At 59.0% G+C, this 18,482-nt stretch carries 21 protein-coding genes; 11 read left to right on the top strand and 10 right to left on the bottom strand.

Features of this window, described 5'->3' with window-relative positions; translation table 11 throughout:
* Positions 1-58: 58 nt before the first annotated feature.
* A complete protein-coding gene (locus K1W69_RS21195) occupies positions 59-1,090 on the bottom strand; it encodes a hypothetical protein (RefSeq protein WP_220230434.1) in 1,032 nt (343 codons plus the stop codon).
* A 337-nt stretch (positions 1,091-1,427) separates the two neighbouring features.
* Here K1W69_RS21195 and K1W69_RS21190 point away from each other — a divergent pair, with 337 nt between their 5' ends.
* Entirely contained in the window at positions 1,428-2,000 is a 573-nt protein-coding gene (locus K1W69_RS21190; protein WP_220230433.1) for a phage tail tip lysozyme, read from the top strand.
* 71 nt (positions 2,001-2,071) lie between these two features.
* Here K1W69_RS21190 and K1W69_RS21185 read toward each other — a convergent pair whose 3' ends face one another.
* Together K1W69_RS21185 and K1W69_RS21180 are read right to left on the bottom strand one after the other, a co-directional pair.
* Positions 2,072-2,248 carry a hypothetical protein gene (locus tag K1W69_RS21185; RefSeq protein WP_220230432.1) on the bottom strand — a complete coding sequence of 59 codons (177 nt, stop codon included), beginning with the start codon at positions 2,246-2,248 and terminating at the stop codon, positions 2,072-2,074.
* 155 nt (positions 2,249-2,403) lie between these two features.
* Entirely contained in the window at positions 2,404-2,793 is a 390-nt protein-coding gene (locus tag K1W69_RS21180; protein ID WP_220230431.1) for a RidA family protein, read from the bottom strand.
* A 188-nt stretch (positions 2,794-2,981) separates the two neighbouring features.
* Between K1W69_RS21180 and K1W69_RS21175 the strand changes: the two genes are divergently transcribed.
* From K1W69_RS21175 to K1W69_RS21135, 9 genes are all read left to right on the top strand, one after another.
* Entirely contained in the window at positions 2,982-3,974 is a 993-nt protein-coding gene (locus tag K1W69_RS21175; RefSeq protein ID WP_220230430.1) for an ABC transporter substrate-binding protein, read from the top strand.
* Positions 3,975-4,047: 73 nt separating this feature from the next.
* Positions 4,048-4,845 carry an ABC transporter ATP-binding protein gene (locus tag K1W69_RS21170; RefSeq protein ID WP_220230429.1) on the top strand — a complete coding sequence of 266 codons (798 nt, stop codon included), beginning with the start codon at positions 4,048-4,050 and terminating at the stop codon, positions 4,843-4,845.
* Positions 4,842-5,699: an ABC transporter permease gene (locus tag K1W69_RS21165; protein WP_220230428.1), complete on the top strand. Its 858-nt coding sequence runs from the start codon at positions 4,842-4,844 to the stop codon at positions 5,697-5,699. The genes K1W69_RS21170 and K1W69_RS21165 overlap by 4 nt, the downstream gene beginning before the upstream one ends.
* A gap of 1 nt (position 5,700) precedes the next feature.
* Positions 5,701-6,972, top strand: a complete 1,272-nt coding sequence (locus K1W69_RS21160) for a cytosine deaminase (RefSeq protein WP_220230427.1) — start codon at positions 5,701-5,703, stop codon at positions 6,970-6,972.
* Positions 6,969-8,369, top strand: coding sequence for an FAD-binding oxidoreductase (locus K1W69_RS21155; protein ID WP_220230426.1), 1,401 nt, complete (start codon positions 6,969-6,971; stop codon positions 8,367-8,369). Before K1W69_RS21160 ends, K1W69_RS21155 begins: the two co-directional genes overlap by 4 nt.
* A complete protein-coding gene (locus tag K1W69_RS21150) occupies positions 8,370-8,951 on the top strand; it encodes an NAD(P)H-dependent oxidoreductase (protein WP_220230425.1) in 582 nt (193 codons plus the stop codon).
* Between the two features lie 4 nt (positions 8,952-8,955).
* Positions 8,956-9,564 carry an NAD(P)H-dependent oxidoreductase gene (locus tag K1W69_RS21145; RefSeq protein ID WP_220230424.1) on the top strand — a complete coding sequence of 203 codons (609 nt, stop codon included), beginning with the start codon at positions 8,956-8,958 and terminating at the stop codon, positions 9,562-9,564.
* Complete coding sequence (locus K1W69_RS21140; protein WP_220230423.1) at positions 9,561-10,370, top strand: creatininase family protein; 810 nt, start codon at positions 9,561-9,563, stop codon at positions 10,368-10,370. Before K1W69_RS21145 ends, K1W69_RS21140 begins: the two co-directional genes overlap by 4 nt.
* A gap of 89 nt (positions 10,371-10,459) precedes the next feature.
* Positions 10,460-10,915, top strand: coding sequence for a hypothetical protein (locus tag K1W69_RS21135; protein ID WP_220230422.1), 456 nt, complete (start codon positions 10,460-10,462; stop codon positions 10,913-10,915).
* A gap of 56 nt (positions 10,916-10,971) precedes the next feature.
* Here the strand turns inward: K1W69_RS21135 and K1W69_RS21130 are convergent, their stop codons facing one another.
* From K1W69_RS21130 to K1W69_RS21105, 6 genes are all read right to left on the bottom strand, one after another.
* Complete coding sequence (locus tag K1W69_RS21130; RefSeq protein ID WP_220230421.1) at positions 10,972-11,517, bottom strand: MerR family transcriptional regulator; 546 nt, start codon at positions 11,515-11,517, stop codon at positions 10,972-10,974.
* A 155-nt stretch (positions 11,518-11,672) separates the two neighbouring features.
* Entirely contained in the window at positions 11,673-11,990 is a 318-nt protein-coding gene (locus K1W69_RS21125) for an integration host factor subunit alpha (RefSeq protein WP_220230420.1), read from the bottom strand.
* A 143-nt stretch (positions 11,991-12,133) separates the two neighbouring features.
* On the bottom strand, positions 12,134-13,105 hold the full coding sequence (locus K1W69_RS21120) for a beta-ketoacyl-ACP synthase III (RefSeq protein ID WP_220230419.1): 972 nt from the start codon (positions 13,103-13,105) through the stop codon (positions 12,134-12,136).
* Positions 13,106-13,107: 2 nt separating this feature from the next.
* The gene (gene plsX / locus K1W69_RS21115) at positions 13,108-14,163 is read right to left on the bottom strand and encodes a phosphate acyltransferase PlsX (RefSeq protein ID WP_220230418.1); all 1,056 of its coding nucleotides are present in this window, start codon (positions 14,161-14,163) and stop codon (positions 13,108-13,110) included.
* Positions 14,164-14,377: 214 nt separating this feature from the next.
* Positions 14,378-14,935: a YceD family protein gene (locus K1W69_RS21110; protein ID WP_220230417.1), complete on the bottom strand. Its 558-nt coding sequence runs from the start codon at positions 14,933-14,935 to the stop codon at positions 14,378-14,380.
* Between the two features lie 16 nt (positions 14,936-14,951).
* The gene (locus tag K1W69_RS21105; RefSeq protein WP_370688284.1) at positions 14,952-15,587 is read right to left on the bottom strand and encodes a ubiquinol-cytochrome C chaperone family protein; all 636 of its coding nucleotides are present in this window, start codon (positions 15,585-15,587) and stop codon (positions 14,952-14,954) included.
* Positions 15,588-15,651: 64 nt separating this feature from the next.
* On the opposite strand from K1W69_RS21105, the gene K1W69_RS21100 reads away from it, so the two are divergent.
* Positions 15,652-16,155, top strand: coding sequence for an outer membrane protein assembly factor BamE (locus K1W69_RS21100; protein ID WP_220230601.1), 504 nt, complete (start codon positions 15,652-15,654; stop codon positions 16,153-16,155).
* Between the two features lie 113 nt (positions 16,156-16,268).
* Here the strand turns inward: K1W69_RS21100 and K1W69_RS21095 are convergent, their stop codons facing one another.
* On the bottom strand, positions 16,269-18,407 hold the full coding sequence (locus K1W69_RS21095; RefSeq protein ID WP_220230416.1) for a sodium-translocating pyrophosphatase: 2,139 nt from the start codon (positions 18,405-18,407) through the stop codon (positions 16,269-16,271).
* Positions 18,408-18,482 lie beyond the last annotated feature (75 nt).

The raw sequence follows: 18,482 nt of genomic DNA, 5'->3' as shown, positions 1-18,482 counted from the left end.
ACCGTTAAACCCGCGCCCGTCGGAGCCTCCGGCGGGCGCGTTGCATTTGATGGGATAATCAGACCGTTGCGAGCGCCTGTGCGATCACGGGCCGGAAACGGCTCGCCACTTTCGCAAAGCCGGCGCTCGTTCCATGTATTTCGTCGTTCCAATCGGACACGTCCGGCATGGCGCCGCGACAATCCACCAGCCAGACCTGTGTCTGGCTCGAATCTCCGGCAAATTCCTCAAGCATTTCGTAAAGCCGGTCGATGAGGTAGGCGCAGACGCCCCTGCGCAATGCGGGATGCATGATTCCGCGGGCGTCCAGCGGCGCGCCAAGCCACTCATTGTTGTCGGCATAGGCCGGATTTCGCGGATCGCTGCTTCCCCAGGGATAGGGGAAAACATAGTCGTAACCGTGAATGAAGATCGGCAATCTGCTGAAACCGGGCTCCTTGCGGACGTTCTCGATCACTGTCGAATAGGCCCCTCTCAGAAAATCCAGTTTGTCGCGCAGCAGCGAGTGGTTGATATGGCCTTCCACGTCGTCCGGATCGCCGTTGAAGGGCGTCAGGATGTTCAGAAGCACTGCCTCGCCCGTAACCGTATCCTCTCCGATAATGTCGTTGCCCGCAGCCGAGAAGATAAACCCCTTCACCGCCGGCATCTGCTGGCGCAGCGCAAGCATGTATTCCGTCCTGCCGGGTTGCTGCGGCCCGAAGACCATGTTCTGCGCCGTATCTCCGGCGGCGCCGACAGACCATATGAGATAGTCGTCGTAGAGCTGGTCGATGATCTCCTTGATCAGGAGCGGGAACTGGCCCCAGCTGTCGCATTCCGAGACCAGAACCGGCAGCGACGACCCGAGGGCTTTTCGGGTGCGAAAATGCGCCTGCCGCCGGTAACGCGCAAGGCCATTGCCCATCTGCATGGCGTTTTCGAGTTCAACGTCTTCCGCGGTCATCTCGACCATCTCGGGGTCGGGCTCCACAACGATGCTGAAGGCGCCCTCTCCGCGCCTGACTGTTGAATAGCGAAGAAGCTCTTCGTCACTGACATCGGGATTGCGCGCTATCCGCAGGTAATCGTCATAGCTGATCTTGGGCATCGTCCACTCCGCCATTGTCGCCGGCTTGCCTGCGATACGCCCGCACACAGACCAGCCGTGTTATTCGTTCCGATACGAGCGTATTGGAGAAGTATAGTCCTATTTTTTCGGAATTATGTGTTGTTTCACACGTAATCCTTGAAAGATCAGAGAGCTCAATTCGGATAAAAAGCCAAAATACCCGGCGTCAATATTGTAATAAATTGAAACATGACTTGAGAATTTCGACACTTTTTCGCCCCAAACCCTGCCTACCCGCGAGCTATCAGTAACGGCCGGGTGTGATCCCGCGCTCTTGTCAAACCACCGATTGCGGCCAGCAGGTTAGTATCCCACAATGAAGAAACATGGTTTTATCGGCGTCAGGGCCGCCGGTCTTGTCGTCGCGGCGCTTTGCGCGATCTCCACCGCCACACCTATGGCGTCGGCCGTCGCGAACGATGGCGCGGCGTCAGTCTTTCCGGTCGCATTCAAGCCGAACCGGGTCCATTTCAACACGCTGAAAGGCTACAACAAATCTCAGGTTTCGGTCGCCAACAAGATCGCGCGCGGCTTCGCCAAGGCGGGGTACGGCAGGCAGCATCAGATCGCCGCCGTATCTGTCGCCATTCGCGAATCCACGCTGAACCCGAAGGCGGTCAACAGGGGTTGCGGTTGCTACGGTCTGTTTCAGCTCAATAAAAGAGGCGGCCTTGGCCGCGGCCAAAGTGTCGGCACGCTGACCTCGGCTGACAGCAACATTGCGCTTATCATCGGTGAAGCCAACCGATTTCCGCAGTTTCGCAAGGCCAAAACAGTCGATCAGGCGGTCAACGCCTTCGTGCGCTATGTCACCCGCCCAGCCAACAAATCCAGCGTCGTCGGCAGGACCGTCAGGACCGCAAGGATGGTGGAGAAACACGCCCAATAGATACGGAAAAGGCGCCGGACTTTTCGTTATCCGGCGCCACTGGGAGGGAGCTATTCATCATTTTCCGTTCTTCAGCTGATGTGCAGACCACGCATCATCAGCGGGTTGGGCCGCCTTTCACCGCGTCGTTTGTTGTAGGCGTCCTTGCAGGATGCGAAGCTGCGTTTGAACCATCTGGCACGATGATCACGTGCGATCAGGGGGGCTTCGACGTGGTCGGCGCTGCGATTGCTCTTTAAGATATTCATCTGTCATCTCCCGTTTGATTGCTGAACAACCTCAATATGGGGGACCGCAGATGAACATCGCCTGTCCGGAACATTAATTGCGAGACAGAAACAACTCAATTCAAGATTGAATTTTTGATAATCTCGCAAGTTGAGAATTCGCGCCAACAGGCAAGCTATTCCGCGGCGGCCATCACCTCAATTTCAACCTTGAATTCCTCTCGCGTGAAGCCACTGACGATGATCAGCGTTGAAGCCGGCGGAGGTTCGACCCCAGCTACATAGGCGTCCCGCGCCTGCATGTAGCCCTGCATCCATGCGCGGTCAGTGACATAGGCGGTGATATGGAAAATGCAGCTTCGATCCATTCCGGCCTCGGCCAGAATGGCGTCGATATTTGCAAAGCATATCTCAGCCTGCGATCGCACATCGTCCGGAACGACGCCGTCGTCGCGCAGTCCAAGTTGCCCGGACGTTCGCACAATGCGGCTTCCCGGCGGTGCCTCCACGCCGTGGGAATAGTGCGCGAAAGGAGGAGCAATCTGTTTCGGCGTCAATGCTCTCATGGTCTTCAATCCCTGTTTCTGCCTCTTAATGCGTCAACAATGAACAATCATTGCGCATTGCGATCTGATTTTGCACAATAATTAATCCCAAGCATCTATTGAATATATTTTAATCAGAAATTCGTTGACAATCCATATGCTCATGCCAAGTCTGGCGTCAGATCGATACAACAACATGGAGAGTTTTCATGAAAACCGTATTCCTGGCGGCCGGCATCGCGGCGCTCACCGCTTCCACTTCGGCTTTCGCGCTTGAGAAGGTCGCATTCGGAACGAACTGGCTGGCCCAGGCCGAGCACGGCGGCTTCTACCAGTCTGTCGCTGACGGCACCTATGAGGCATGCGGACTGGAAGTCGAGATCGTTCCGGGCGGACCGCAGGTCAACAACCGTGCATTGATGCTCGCCGGCAAGCTGCAGTTTCATATGGGCGGCGACATGCTGCAGGCTTTCTCTGCGGTTGAGCAGAACATTCCGGTGGTCGCCGTCGCCGCAATCTTCCAGAAGCATCCGCAGGTTATCCTCGCGCATCCCGGCGAGGCCGAGACATGGGAAGATCTGAAAAACCTGACGCTGCTGATCGGCGACAACGGGTTCCAGAGCTACTATCAGTGGATGATCGCGGCCTATGGCTTCACCGCAGAACAGCGGGAGCCCTATACGTTCAACCCGGCGCCTTTCATCGCCGATCCGAAAAAGGGCATGCAGGGCTATCTTTCGTCGGAACCCTACGTCGTCGAGAAGGAAGCCGGGTTCACGCCGGCCGTGTTCCTGATCGCCGACGCCGGCTATTCGACCTACGCCACGACGATCGAAACCATGGCCGACACGATCAAGAACAAGCCGGAAGTGGTGAAGTGCTTCGTCGACGGCTCGATCAAGGGCTGGTACACCTACCTCTATGGCGATCGCTCCGGTGCTGACGAACTGATCAAGGCCGACAATCCGGAAATGACCGATGACAAGATCGACTACGCCGTCGAAAAGATGAAAGAATACGGCATCGTCGACAGCGGCGACGCTCTGGAAATGGGCATTGGCGTCATCACGCCCGAGAAGGTCAAGGACTTCTATGACAAGATGGTCGAAGTCGGCGTCGTTGGCGGAAACATCGACTGGGAAGCGACCTTCGACGCCGAGTTCGTCGGCGACGGCGTCGGCATGGACCTCAAGAAAGACTGACACTAGATTACTCGCATAAACTCTGGCCTCAGCGGGCGGACCAGATCCGCCCACTGTCCACTGGACAGAAATTATGGAAATTCAGGTTTCAGCGACCGATTATTCCGCGTCGCGCGACAAGCTCCTCACACTTCATAAAGTCGACAAGGTTTTCGGGCGCGACGTGGTCGCGCTTCAGAACATGTCGCTTGATATATGCGAGGGCGATTTCATCAGCCTGCTCGGCCCCTCGGGCTGTGGCAAGTCGACGGCGCTCAGACTGATTGCGGGTCTGATGCAACCGACGAACGGCTTCATCCGGTGGGAAGACGGACGCCAGGGCGAATCCCTGAGCGTGGTGTTCCAGGAACCGACGCTGATGCCGTGGGCGACCGTCGAAAAGAATGTCTGGCTGCCTATGCGGCTCAAGGGTGTTTCCTTCGCGAAGGTCAGGGACGACATTCGCGAAGCCCTAGAGCTCGTTGGTCTGGCGGGCTTCGAACACGCCTATCCGCGGGAACTCTCCGGCGGCATGAAGATGCGCGTGTCTATTGCGCGCGCCATGGTGACCAAGCCAAAGCTCGTGCTCATGGACGAACCGTTCGCCGCCCTCGACGAGATCACGCGTTTCAAGCTCAACAACGACCTGCTGCAGATGAAGGCGAAGATCGACTGTACGGTCGTCTTCGTTACGCATTCAGTTTTCGAGAGCGTGTTCCTGTCCGACCGCATCGTCATCATGGCGGCGCGTCCCGGCCGGGTTATGCAGGAACTGAAGGTGGACAAGCCTTATCCGCGGGAAGAAGAATTCAGGACTTCGAACGACTACGCCGCCTATTGCCGCGCGGCGTCTCAGGCGTTGAAAGAAGCCCAGGAAGGACCCCGGCAATGAGCGACCTCGTCCAAGATCCCGCAGCTTCCTTCGTCGACGAGGAAGAACGCGCAAGGGCGCGCAAGGAATTACGCAATCGCATCGGCAAATGGATACTCCCGGTCGTCGTGTTCGCAGTCGGAATTCTCGCTTGGGACTGGATCATCAGGATCAACGAGATCCCGCACTACATTCTCCCGGGGCCAGGTCTCGTCTTCCAGACCCTCATTCAGGACAGGGCGATATTGCTCGACGCACTGATGGTGACCCTGCAGATCACATTGCTCGCCCTGCTGGTCGCCGTCATCGGCGGCGCCGGCCTCGCGATCCTGTTCAATCAGTCGCGCCTCGTGGAGATGTCGTTCTATCCATACGCCGTCGTTCTGCAGGTGACGCCGATCGTGGCGATCGCGCCTCTGATCTTCATCTATGTCGAAAACAAACTCGTCGGCCTGCTGATCTGCGCCTGGATCGTCGCGTTCTTTCCGGTTCTGTCGAATACGACACTGGGCCTCAGGAGCGCCGATCACAATTTGCGCGACCTTTTCAGCATCTACGGCGCCAGCCGCTGGCAGCGGCTGCTTTATCTGCAGCTTCCTTCCGCCCTGCCCTATTTTCTCGGCGGCCTGCGGATCGCAGGCGGTCTGGCGCTGATCGGCTCGGTAGTCGCCGAGTTCGTCGCCGGAACCGGCGGCATCGGCTCAGGGCTCGCCTTCCGTATTTTGGAGGCCGGCTACCGGCTGAACATTCCGCGCATGTTCGCAGGCTTGATCCTGATCGCAGGAACCGGCGTCCTGATCTACGCGGTGCTTAGCCTGGTAAGCCATCTCCTGCTGCGGAAATGGCATGAAAGCGCAATAAAGCGGGAAAGTTGAGATGGATTTCAGGACACTGCCCGCTGGCGGCGCCTTTACACTGACGAACTGCGTCACGCCATCCGGGCTCAGCGGCGCCGATGGCGACTTTCTCCCGGTTGACCTCGCAATTGCCGACGGAAAGGTCGGCGCCGAGGCGACCGGTCCGGAAATCGACATGGGCGGGTCGATCGTCCTTCCGGCTTTCACCGACATGCATACGCATCTCGACAAGGGGCATATCTGGCGCCGCGCGAGTAATCCCGACGGGACGTTCATGGGGGCGCTGACGACTGTGGGCGCCGACAGAGAAGCGAACTGGTCGGCGGAGGACGTCCGCGCGCGCATGGATTTCGCGCTGCGCTGCGCCTATGCTCACGGAACACGCGCAGTCCGCACCCATATCGACAGCCTCGCGCCCCAGGACGCGATCTCCTGGCCTGTTTTCCGCGAGGTCAGGGAAGACTGGAAAGACCGCATCGAGCTTCAGGCAAGCTGCCTGCTCACCATCGAGGCGGTCGAACCGGACAGCCCGTTCGTTAAGACGGCTGATCGGGTCGTGGACAGCGGCGGCGTGCTTGGCACGGTCACATTCCCTGTTCCCGATCTCAAGCAACGTCTGGAATTCTTCTTCCGAACCGCCGCCGACCGCAATCTGGTCGTGGATTTTCATGTCGACGAGACGGGTGATCCGGCCGTGCGGACGCTGCGCTCTATTGCGGAGACGGCGATCGAGATGAAATTCGACGCCCCGATCGTCGTCGGGCACTGCTGCTCGCTGGCTGTTCAGGAGGAAGACTACGCCGACCGGACCATGGACCTTATGGCCGAGGCCGGCATCGCCGTGGTGTCGCTTCCCATGTGCAACATGTACTTGCAGTCGCGCGAGCGTGGCCGGACGCCGCGCTGGCGCGGCGTTACGCTGGTGCACGAAATGAAATCCCGCGGAATTCCGGTTTCCTTCGCCTCCGACAACACGCGTGATCCGTTCTACGCCTATGGCGATCTGGACATGATGGAGGTGCTGCGCGAGGCTACGCGCATCGCCCAGCTCGACCATTCCGATCCGGACTGGATCCGCTCTTTCAACACCACGCCGTCCGATGTATGCGGATTCTCGAGCCAAGCGCTCGAACCCGGAGACCCGGCCGATCTTGTGATCTGCAACGCAAGGGACTGGACAGAGCTCTTCGCCCGCCCCCAGTCCGACCGCATCGTCGTGCGCAACGGAAAACCGATCGACAGAACATTGCCCGATTACCGGGAACTCGACCACCTCATGGAGGATGCATGACGCCGAACGTAGCCGCAGCCAAGGAGAAGCTCGCCCATCTGGAAATCGACGACAACCCGGTGACCATCAAGAACAAAAGCCGGGATTTTTTCTGGTACTCCCCCGTTCTGAAAACGCGGCTCGACCATGTCGTCGGCGATTTCGTTGTCTCGCCACGCAACGAGGCCGAGGTCATCGAGGTTCTCAAGGTCTGTTACGAACATGACTGCCCCGTAACGACGCGCGGCGCCGGAACCGGCAATTACGGACAGGCGATGCCCTTTTCCGGCGGCTGCGTCATGCATATGAAGAACATGACCGAGGTCAAGGAAGTACTGCCGGGCCGTGTGATCGTTGAGCCGGGTTGCCTGCTCAAGGACCTGGACGCCGCCTGCATCGCCGCTTCCGGCCAGGAAATCCGCATGTTTTCCTCGACCTGGGCGACCGCCACAATCGGCGGATTCATTGCCGGCGGTTCAGGCGGCGTCGGTTCCGTGCGCTGGGGATCGCTGCGCGACCTCGGCAACATTATCCGGTTGCGCGTGGTGACGATGGAGGAAGAGCCGCTGGTTCACGAATTCACCGGCGAGGAACTCGCCCGCGTCTCCCATGCCTATGGCACCAACGGCATCATTACCGAACTCGAAATGCCACTTGCGCCCGCCTATGAATGGGTCGATGTCGGGGTCGCCTTCGACGATTTCATGGACGCAGCGAAATACGCCGACGACCTCGCCAACGAGGACGGCATACTCTTGAAACTGGCGACGCCCATCGAAGCGCCTGTCCCTTACGATTATTTCCAGCGCTTCAAGCCCTATATACGGCGCGAACAGAATCTCGTCATGCTGATGGTCGCGCCGCAGTCGATCGACGCATTCGAAACCTTTACCAAACGCGTTGCGAGTGCGGAGATCATCTACCGCTCGGACGACAATGACTGGGCGCGTAATCCTGGTCATATCTTCGAGTACGCCTGGAACCATACGACCCTGCGCGGTCTCAAATTCGATCCGACCATCACCTATCTGCAGGTTCGCTACGGCTTTCCCGATCACCTGGAGAAGGTTGCAGAAATCAGGAAGATCTTCGGCGACGAGGTCCCGCAACATCTTGAGGCCATTCGCGGCAACGGCAAGATCCATTTCGCCGGACTGCCCATCGTGCGTTTCACCACCGAGGAACGCCTGGAAGAGATCATCCGCATTCATGAAGACCTGGGCTGCATGATCTTCAATCCGCATCGCTACACGCTCGAGGAAGGCGGCCGCCAGATGGCCGATGCGCGCCAGCTTGACTTCAAGAGGGAAGCAGACCCGAAGGGCTTGCTCAACCCGGGAAAAATGATCGCCTGGGACAAGCCCGACTGGAGCTACGAGACGATGTACGACTATTCCGGAATGCGGAAGGCCGGCTGAATGCGCACCCTGGTCCTGTTCGCACACCCCGTCCCGGAGAGCTTTTCATCGTCGCTTCACAAGACTGTCGTCGACACGCTCCAAGCGCGTGGATGGGAGATCGATGATTGCGACCTGAACGCCGAAGGCTTTTCACCGGTCCTGACGACCGAAGAGCGGCGCAACTACCATGAGGAAGACATCAACACCGGTCCGGTGGCCGAATATGTCGAACGGCTGCAGGCGGCGGAAGCGCTGGTGCTTGTCTTTCCCGTGTGGAACTTTGGCTACCCCGCCATTCTCAAGGGATTCTTCGACCGGGTATTCCTGCCCGGGATTTCCTTCAAACTTGTCGACGAGAAGGTGGCGCCCAATCTGACCAATATCCGCAAGCTTGCGGCCGTCACCACCTATGGCGGCAGCAGGATGCGCGCCTTCCTTTCCGGCGACCCGCCGCGAAAGGTCGTAACCCGACCATTGCGCTTTGTCATGCACCCGCAGGTCAAGACGCGTTATCTTGCTCTCTATGACATGAACCGCGCCGACGAAAAGAAGCGGGCCGGCTTCGTGGAGCGCGTGAAGACCGAAATGGAGCGGTTTTAGTTCGATGAACGCACTGGTGGTCTATTGCCACCCGCACGAGGGCAGTTTCACGTCCGCCGTGCGCGATGTCGTGACCGGTCATCTCCGGAAGATCGGTGCGGAATTGCGCGTGATCGACCTTTACGGGGAAGCCTTCCAGCCTGTGCTGTCCGAAAGCGAGTGGCGCAGTTATGAAGCAACAGAGGACAGAAGCGACGATATCGCGCGACACGCCGAAGCGCTCGCATGGTGCGACACGCTGATCTTTGTCTATCCGACTTGGTGGTACGGGCATCCCGCCATCCTGAAGGGCTGGATGGAGCGGATTCTGCTGCCTGGAGTAGCGTTCGAAATGCCGGACGGCGGCGACATAAAGCCTCTCCTGCGCAACGTTCGACGGCTCGCCGTCTACACGACCTGCGGCGCGTCATGGTGGCTGACATTTTTCATCGGGTCGCTGGGCCGTAAGACCATATTGCGCGGCATCGGCCTGCTTTGCCATCCACGCGCCCGCAAATCTTTCGCAGCCCACTACAGCATGGACAGTTCGACTGCGGAAAGCCGCGCGCGGCATCTTGAAAAAGTTGAAAAAGCAATTGCAAAACTGACGGCAAGCCGGGGAGACCAAGCATGAAGGATCAGCACATTTGGGCCGCCTACAAGACGACTGAATACCAGGATATCGATCCTCAGAAAACGATCGCGATCCTGCCGACGGCGGCGATCGAGCAGCATGGTCCGCACCTTCCGGTCGGCGTCGACACGATGATCAACCAGGGCATGCTGGAGACGATGAGCGAACGCGCTCCGGAAGCGCTCGACATCCGTGTTCTGCCGGTTCAGGCGGTTGGCAAGTCGAACGAGCATCTGCATGCGCCTGGAACGCTTACCCTGCCGGCGGAGCTTGTGATCGGCATGTGGACGGAGATCGGACTTTCCGTTGCGCGGGCCGGCGTGCGCAAGATGGTGATCGTCAACTCCCACGGCGGCAATCTGGACATTATCGGCATCGTCGCGCGAGAACTGCGCGTGCGCGCCGGCATGCTGGTCGCCAAGTGCCAATGGGGGGGCCTGGGCCATCCGGAAGGTATGTATTCGGACCACGAGCGCGCCTACGGTATTCACGGCGGCGACGTCGAAACGTCGCTGATGCTCCATTTCCAGCCTGACCTCGTCGATATGACGAAGGCGGAAAACTTTCGCTCGACGGCCGAAGACATAGCGCCCGATGACCGGCTGGCGCCAACAGGCCCGACCTCCTACGGATGGATCGCATCGGACCTGAGTTCCGCCGGCGTCGTCGGCGACGCGTCGGCCGCCACCGCCGAAAAAGGCAAGGCCACCGCCATACACCAGGCAGACGGCTTCATCGAATATCTCCAGGAAATCGAACGGTTCGACATCAACCGTTTTCCGCTCCCATCTGCAAACAGGCAGTGACTAAGCCACGGTAACGCCCTGTTTATCAGAACGGGACAAAATCACCATATGTGATAATCTTGCGGGACTTTCGGGAGCGCGCCCACGCAATGCTGCATCTTCTGGTCGATTTTCTTTCGGGCATCATCCGCATTCTGGCGGCGGCCTGTATCGTCGCCGGCACAGTCTACGGTTATGTGCAGGCGCCGGTCATGCAGGTGGAGCCATGGGTTGGCGGCCTGATCGGTTTCTCGGCCGGTTTCCTTGTTGCATCTCTGGGAGGCGGCCTCCTCGCCTGCCTTATCCTGATCGAAAATCATCTGCGCGTACTGGCGGACGCCCAGCGCCGCATCGACAGGGCAAAGCCAGCTCCAAGGGCGCGCCGCGTGGAGGAAAAACCGGCTGAAAAACCGGAGCCGGATCCGGAACCTGAATCTGAGCCCAAGACGACCGACTACGCCGCCTATCGCAAACAATACGCTTTCCAGCCACGGCCGCCGGACGACGCGGCGTCAGAGACGGCAAAGGCGGAATCCGGGAAAAACGGAAAAACTGACACGAAATAGGGATCGCCTGTCTGGTTGCGCATTTCATATTGCGCGGCGCAAGAGGCGACCCGGCCCTACCGCGCCTGATCCAATATTCGCTTGCATTCCAGCAATTCGTAGAGCGTTTCCTGCAGCAACGCCTTGTCATCCGCCGCAAGATCAGGTTCGCCGTCGCTCTCGCCTTCCTTGCCGCCGCCGAAGCCGAACAGTCTCTTGCCCTTCGGAACCTTGGCCTGGCCGACCAACCGGTCATCCTCGAAGCCCGTATCCTCCCGCGTCTTCGGCGTCTGTTCGGGCTCGGGCGCCTGCGTCTTGTCGAAGGCTGAAAGAGCCTCAGCCGCTGTAACCTCTCCGGCGCCGATGGAAATTGCGAAGCGAGATCCGTTCTGCTTGAGCAGTTTCTGCACGCCCTTGATTGTGAAGCCCTGATCATAGAGGAGATGGCGGATGCCCTTCAGAAGCTCCACGTCGTCCGGACGATAATAACGACGACCACCGCCGCGCTTCATGGGCTTTATCTGATTGAAACGGGTCTCCCAAAAACGGAGAACATGCTGCGGCAGATCCAGTTCGTCAGCGACTTCGCTGATGGTTCGGAAAGCGTCAGGGCTCTTGTCCATTTCACCGACCTCCTGTTGGGTCCGAGACGCCGGTCGGAGCATTGCGACAACCGGCGTGACGCCCGAAGCGCGGACCGACTCGGCTTGCGCTGATTGCACCGCTAAATTGTGGATTTTTCAAGTAAAAAGAACGTACTCGGCTGCGGGCCCTGACCCTAACCGTTCTTCTTGCGTTTCAGATGCGCATCAAGAACGCGCTGCTTGAGCACGTTGGAGGCCTTGAACGTCATGACCCGGCGCGGCGAAATCGGCACTTCCTCGCCCGTCTTCGGATTGCGGCCGATCCGCTCGTTCTTGTCCCTGATCTGGAATGTGGCGAAGGAAGAGAGCTTGACGCTTTCGCCCCTGACGATGGCGTTGCAGATCTCGTCGATTACCATTTCGACGAGAGACGCGGATTCTGTACGCGACAGTCCAACCTTTCGGAACACTGCTTCCGCAAGATCCGCCCTGGTGACCGTTTTCCCGCTCATTTATATTTCGCCGTCCCCGAATGCTTATCAAATATTTATTTTGCAGCGCTTAGACACTATTGACGTATTTTGGACCGGTCAAGCCGTGATTTTTCCGGCCAGCAACCGAAAAAGGTTGCAAAACATCAAATTACGGTGGCCGCCTACCAACGAACCAGGACGGCCCCCCAGGTGAATCCACCGCCCATCGCCTCCAGGAGCACGACGTCGCCCTGCTTGATCCGACCCGCGTCCAGCGCATCGCAAAGCGCCAGTGGAATGGACGCCGCCGACGTGTTTCCATAACTATCGACAGTTATGACGACCTTGTCGGGGTCGATGCCGAGCTTGCGCGCAGACGCGTCGATAATGCGCTTGTTGGCCTGATGCGGCACGAACCAGTCGATATCGTCGGCGTTCATGCCTGTCGCGTCGAAGACGGATTCGATCACATCGGTAATCATTCCGACAGCATGTTTGAAGACTTCACGCCCCTGCATCCGCAGATGCCCGACCGTTTGTGTCGACGACGGACCGCCGTCGACATAGAGCTTGTTCTTGTGACAACCGTCGGATCGCAGCTTGCTTGCAAGCACGCCACGATCGTCCAGCGTTCCGGTGGATTCGACCGCCTCTACAACCAAGGCTCCGGCGCCGTCCCCGAACAACACGCAGGTTGTGCGGTCTGTCCAGTCGAGAAGCCGCGAGAATGTTTCGGCGCCAATCACCAGCGCGCGTTTGGCAAGCCCCGTGCGCAGATAGGCGTCGGCCGTCGTCAAGGCGAAAACGAAGCCCGAGCACACGGCCTGCACGTCGAAGGCTGCGCCCTGCGTAATCCCGAGGCGATTCTGAATATCGACGGCTGCGGCCGGAAAGGTATTGTCAGGCGTCGACGTCGCCACAATGATCAGGTCAATGTCCTGAGGCTCGAAACCGGCGTTTTCCAGCGCGGCCCTCCCTGCGCCGGCGCCCAGCGAACAGGTCGTCTCGCCCTCGCCCGCAACATAACGCTGGCGGATGCCCGTGCGCTGGACAATCCATTCGTCCGAGGTCTCGACGAGGCTTTCCAGATCCTTGTTGGTCACTGCCTTTTCGGGAAGGCACGACCCGTAACCCCGCACCACTGTTCGGATCATTGTTACCCCTGACTCACTGCCGCCTGCACGCTGCCAATCGTTTGTTTCGCGTGGTAGAGTTTAAGATCGTTTTCGATCTTCGATATCAGATCATTTCGCGCCATATCGTGCGCAACATCGACAGCTGCTGCGAAGCCGTCTGCGTCCGTCCCGCCGTGACTCTTGATGACGATGCCGTTCAAGCCCAAAAAGACGCCGCCATTGACCCTGCGCGGGTCCATCTTCTCACGAAGCCTGTCGAAAGCGCTTTTCGCCAGAATATAGCCGAGACGGGCAAGGATTGTGCGGCCCATGGCGGCGCGCAGATATTCTGCGATCTGCCGCGCCGTGCCTTCCGCGGTCTTCAGCGCGATATTGCCCGCAAAGCCTTCTGTCACGACGACATCGACCGTTCCCTTGCCAAGATCGTCGCCTTCCACGAAACCGTGATAGTTCATGCCCGGTAGTTCGCTCGCCTTGAGGATGCGACCCGCTTCCTTGACTTCTTCCAGCCCCTTGACCTCCTCGACGCCGACGTTGAGCAGCCCCACGGACGGCCTGTCGATCTCGAAGAGCGCGCGCGCCATGGCGGCGCCCATCATGGAATAGTCGGTGAGTTGCTGGGCGTCCGCGCCCACCGTCGCGCCGACGTCGAGCACGATGCTCTCACCGCGCAAGGTTGGCCAGATGGCGGCAATTGCCGGACGTTCGATATTCGCCATGGTTCTGAGGCAAAACCTGGACATCGCCATAAGCGCGCCGGTGTTTCCCGCAGACACGCAGACATTCGCCTCGCCGTTCTTGACAGCCTCAATGCTGCGCCACATGGACGAGCGCCAGCGACCCTGACGCAACGCCTTGCTAGGCTTGTCGTCCATGCGCACCGAGATATCGCAGTGATGAAACGTGCTTGCCGCCGCAAGCTTCGGGTGTTCGGCGATCAAAGCCGTGCACTTGTCCTCCTCGCCATAGAGGAGGAATTTCAGTTCGGGATGCCGGTCCAGTGACTTCGCCAGACCCGGTATGGCTACCTCCGGCCCGAAATCACCGCCCATCACGTCCACGGAAATGGTGATCAAACTAGATTTTCCCTCTTATTCTTTTTCTGGTTGCGGCAATCCAGTTCTGACGCCATATCCGGACAGTATTGGGGTCTCGATACGCATGATCTGTTACTGAAGCTTTTCACAGGGCGCCATAAATAGACTCTTTCCAAGTTGATACAACCGGTTTGTCGTGTTTTTCCGGCATTTCCGCCGCCTGTCGCGGGAAATTACACTGAGACCAAACGCTCTACTGTTTCGTTCCGCTCCAGCCCTTCAATCCTGCAAAGGGCGAAACCTTCTCACTCTCATCGGAGGCGTCATCAGAAGGAGGCGTAAAAGCCGCGCCCTCTTTACGCGGATAAGGATTGATTGCCAACACTATAAACTCCTCGCATATGGCGGCGATGTCGATGCTGTCGCCAGTGAAAGTCTCGGGAATGTCCGGTCCCTCCGCATCGACCACCATCTCTCCGGTCTCGTCCGTGTCAACACGCGCGAGCCTCGAGCCCTCCGGCACGAACAGCGCCTCCACCTCCTCGTCTATGGTCTCATGCACCGGCTCCAGCGTCACGACGCAGTTCTGAACAAGCGACGCCTTCACCCGGCCCTTCACGCGCACGCCGTCGCGCTTCCAGCGCGACAGGTCGAAGTCGCCCTCGACCGATTCCACCGCGGGAACATTCCAGCGCCGCGCCAGCGCCTCACGCTGACGTTCATCGGCCTCGACGTGAACCGTCACCGGATTCTTGGAGATATGGCCGACATTGACCGGCCAGGAGAATGTTTCGGACTTCTTCTCAGACATTTGCGACCGTTTCCTGTTATACTGATTCAGCCGGCCGCTGCAGAATATCGCCGGACAGGATGCCAGCCTCCTCGCAACCGGAGAACTCTTCGTCGAGACGCAGCACCGCTTCCGCGAGCGCGCTCATGTCCACGCCTGGCTCCGCCGCGGCGTCGCCGGCTAGGCCAGGGTGAATATTGCGCTTCAAAGCCTCAGCCAGCGCGGCGGCGTCTCCTGCATCGAGAGCCGCGCGATAGGCTTCCGCGCGCCCATAGAACATGCGGGCGAGCTTCTTCATGCGTTTCGGCACGCTGTTGTCGCCAACGCCAAGCTCCCTGATCGAATGGTCGATCTCGGCGAAGAAGCTGTCGACGACATCCTGCGCCAGTTCCTGAACGGTCGAGGAAGCCTGACCCGTGCGGCGCAGGAAGAGAATCATCATGATGCTGATCATCTCGTACCGACCCATCACAGTATCCGGGACGTTCATGTGCATATAGTAGGACGGTTTGCGCGCCGCTCCGGTCAGTTGACCGTAGATTGAACGAACGATTTCCCGATTTTTCCGGTTTCTGCTAAAATAGCCGAATATCATGTGTTTGCCTTTGCGCGCCTTAATTTCGGCGCTGGATTGCTGCAAAGCATGAGGCGCATTCATATTGGCCTGTTGCATCGCTTGCGATCGTGGTTTACCGAAGCATTCGGGAAAAGCAACTCAGCCAGACTGTCAGATGGAGATGCTGTTGACACGGCGTGTTTTCAACCGAACGAAAGAATATTTTTACGGCACGACCGTCGCCGTCGGACTTTCGGCCATGGCCCTCTCGGGCTGCTCGATGACCGAAGAGCTGACGCATGGTTACGTTCTGGAAGAACAGACGCTGGAACTCGTCCCTCCTGGCTCCAGCAAGGAGCAGGTTCTTCTGTCGCTGGGCACTCCGACCGTCGAGGGCGACTATGGCGGCGAGGCCTACTACTATATTTCGCAGAAAAAGGTTAAACGGGCCGAATTCCTAAAGCCGCGTCTGGTGGACCAGTCCATCCTTGCGGTCTATTTCAACGAGGAAGACGAGACCGTGACACGGCTTGCCAACTATACGCTTGAAGACGGCAAAGTGTTCGACACGATCAGCCGCACGACGCCGACAGGCGGCAAGGAAGAAACCTTCCTGACGCGCGTCCTGTCTTCTGTCGGAGGCGGCGGCAAGGCGGCTGCGACAAGCGGGCTGTTCGGCGGATAAGTCTAAAAAGTTCCGGAACAGTCCGATCGGCGATCGCCGGACATCCAGGACAACAAAACCCGCGGCTCTTTCGAACCGCGGGTTTTTCTTTGGCGTGAAACTCCTGTGTTTGATCACATGCCCGAGTGGGCGAGGATCGCAAGCAGCAGCAGCGCCATGATGTTGGTGATCTTGATCGCCGGATTGACGGCCGGACCAGCGGTGTCCTTGTAGGGATCGCCGACCGTATCGCCCGTGACCGACGCCTTGTGGGCTTCACTGCCCTTTTCGTGACGAACGCCGTCTGCGTCGACGAAGCCGTCCTCGAAGGACTTCTTGGCGTTGTCCCAGGCGCCGCCGCCGGATGTCATCGAAATAGCGACGAACAGACCGTTGACGATCACGCCGAGCAGCGACGCGCCGAGCGCCGCAAAGGCCGACGCTTTCGAGCCTGAAATCAGCAACACGCCGAAATAGACCACGAGCGGCGCCAACACCGGCAGCAGCGAAGGAATGATCATTTCCTTGATCGCCGCCTTGGTCAGTATGTCGACCGCCCGCGCATAGTCGGGACGTTCGGTGCCTTCCAGGATTCCGGGCTTCTCACGAAACTGACGACGCACTTCCTGCACGACTGTGCCGCCTGCGCGACCGACCGCCGTCATGGCAATGCCGCCGAACAGATACGGGATCAGGCCGCCGAAGATCAGACCGGCCACAACATAAGGGTTGGACAGGCTGAAAGAGATTGTCCCGACATCCGCGAAATACGGAAAAGACTCCGAATTGTTTACGAAGAACTCGAGATCGTTCGAATAGGCTGCGAACAGCACCAGCGCGCCAAGTCCGGCTGAACCGATGGCATAGCCCTTTGTCACGGCTTTCGTCGTGTTGCCGACCGCGTCGAGCGCATCCGTCGATTTACGCACCTCGGACGGCAACCCGGCCATTTCCGCGATGCCGCCAGCGTTGTCGGTCACCGGCCCGAAGGCGTCGAGCGCAACGATCATGCCGGCGATGCCGAGCATGGCGGTGACCGCGATGCCAGTGCCGAAAAGCCCGCCAAGCTGATAAGTGGCGATGATGCCGGCGATGATCACGATGGCCGGAAGCGCCGTTGCTTCCAGCGAGACCGCGAGGCCCTGGATGACGTTGGTGCCGTGACCGGTGACGGAAGCCTGGGAAATCGAATTCACCGGACGCTTGTTCGTTCCGGTGTAGTATTCGGTTATCCAGACGATCAGACCGGTGACGATGAGGCCAACAATGCCGCAGACGAAAAGATCGAATCCGGTGAACGTCGCCTCGCCGACCTGGCCCCAGCCGATGGTGAGCTGGGTTGCGACAGCAAGTCCGACGATTGAAAGGGCGCCGGTCACGAACAGCCCTTTATAAAGAGCTCCCATGATCGAACCGTTCGATCCCAGACGAACGAAGAAAACGCCGACAATCGAGGTTATGATGCAGGTGCCGCAGATCGCCAGCGGATAGATCATGATGTCCGCGAGCACCGCCGAGCCGGCGAAGAAGATCGCGCCGAGCACCATGGTCGCCACGACCGAAACCGCATAGGTCTCGAAGAGGTCTGCGGCCATACCGGCACAGTCCCCGACATTGTCTCCGACATTGTCGGCGATGGTGGCTGGATTGCGGGGATCGTCTTCCGGAATTCCCGCTTCGACCTTGCCGACGAGGTCGCCGCCGACGTCGGCGCCCTTGGTGAAGATGCCGCCGCCCAGTCGCGCGAAAATCGAAATCAGGGACGCGCCGAAACCGAGCGCCACCAGTGCATCGATCACTGTGCGGTCGCCAATGGCGAATCCGGCGATGTAGGTCAGATAATAATAGTAGATCGCCACGCCCAGCAGGGCGAGACCAGCCACGAGCATGCCCGTGATGGCGCCCGACTTGAAGGCGATATCAAGACCTTCGGCAAGGCTGTTGGACGCCGCCTGCGCCGTGCGCACGTTGGCGCGGACGGAGACATGCATACCGATGAAGCCCGCTGCTCCGGACAGAACTGCGCCGATCAGAAAGCCGATCGCCGCATATCCCGACAGCAGTATCCACGCAATGATGAAGACGACGACCCCCACGATCGCTATCGTTGTATACTGACGAGCGAGATAGGCTTGCGCGCCTTCCCTGATTGCGCCAGCGATTTCCTGCATGCGCGCGTTGCCCTGATCCGCAGCCAAAACCGACCGCGTCGCCCAAATGGCGAATACGATCGAAAGCAGGCCACAGGCGATGACGGCCAATAATAGTGTCAATGCCAATTCCTCCAGTTTGCCGGCTCACACTCCCTCCGGCAGTTGAAACAAACGGCCGTATGACAATTGGTCGCG

Origin of the sequence: Flavimaribacter sediminis, assembly GCF_019492055.1 — a bacterium.
GTDB classification, from domain to species: Bacteria; Pseudomonadota; Alphaproteobacteria; order Rhizobiales; family Rhizobiaceae; genus Flavimaribacter; species Flavimaribacter sediminis.
The sequence above is the reverse complement of the archived record's forward strand: the minus strand, read 5'-3'. Positions and strand labels throughout refer to the sequence as shown.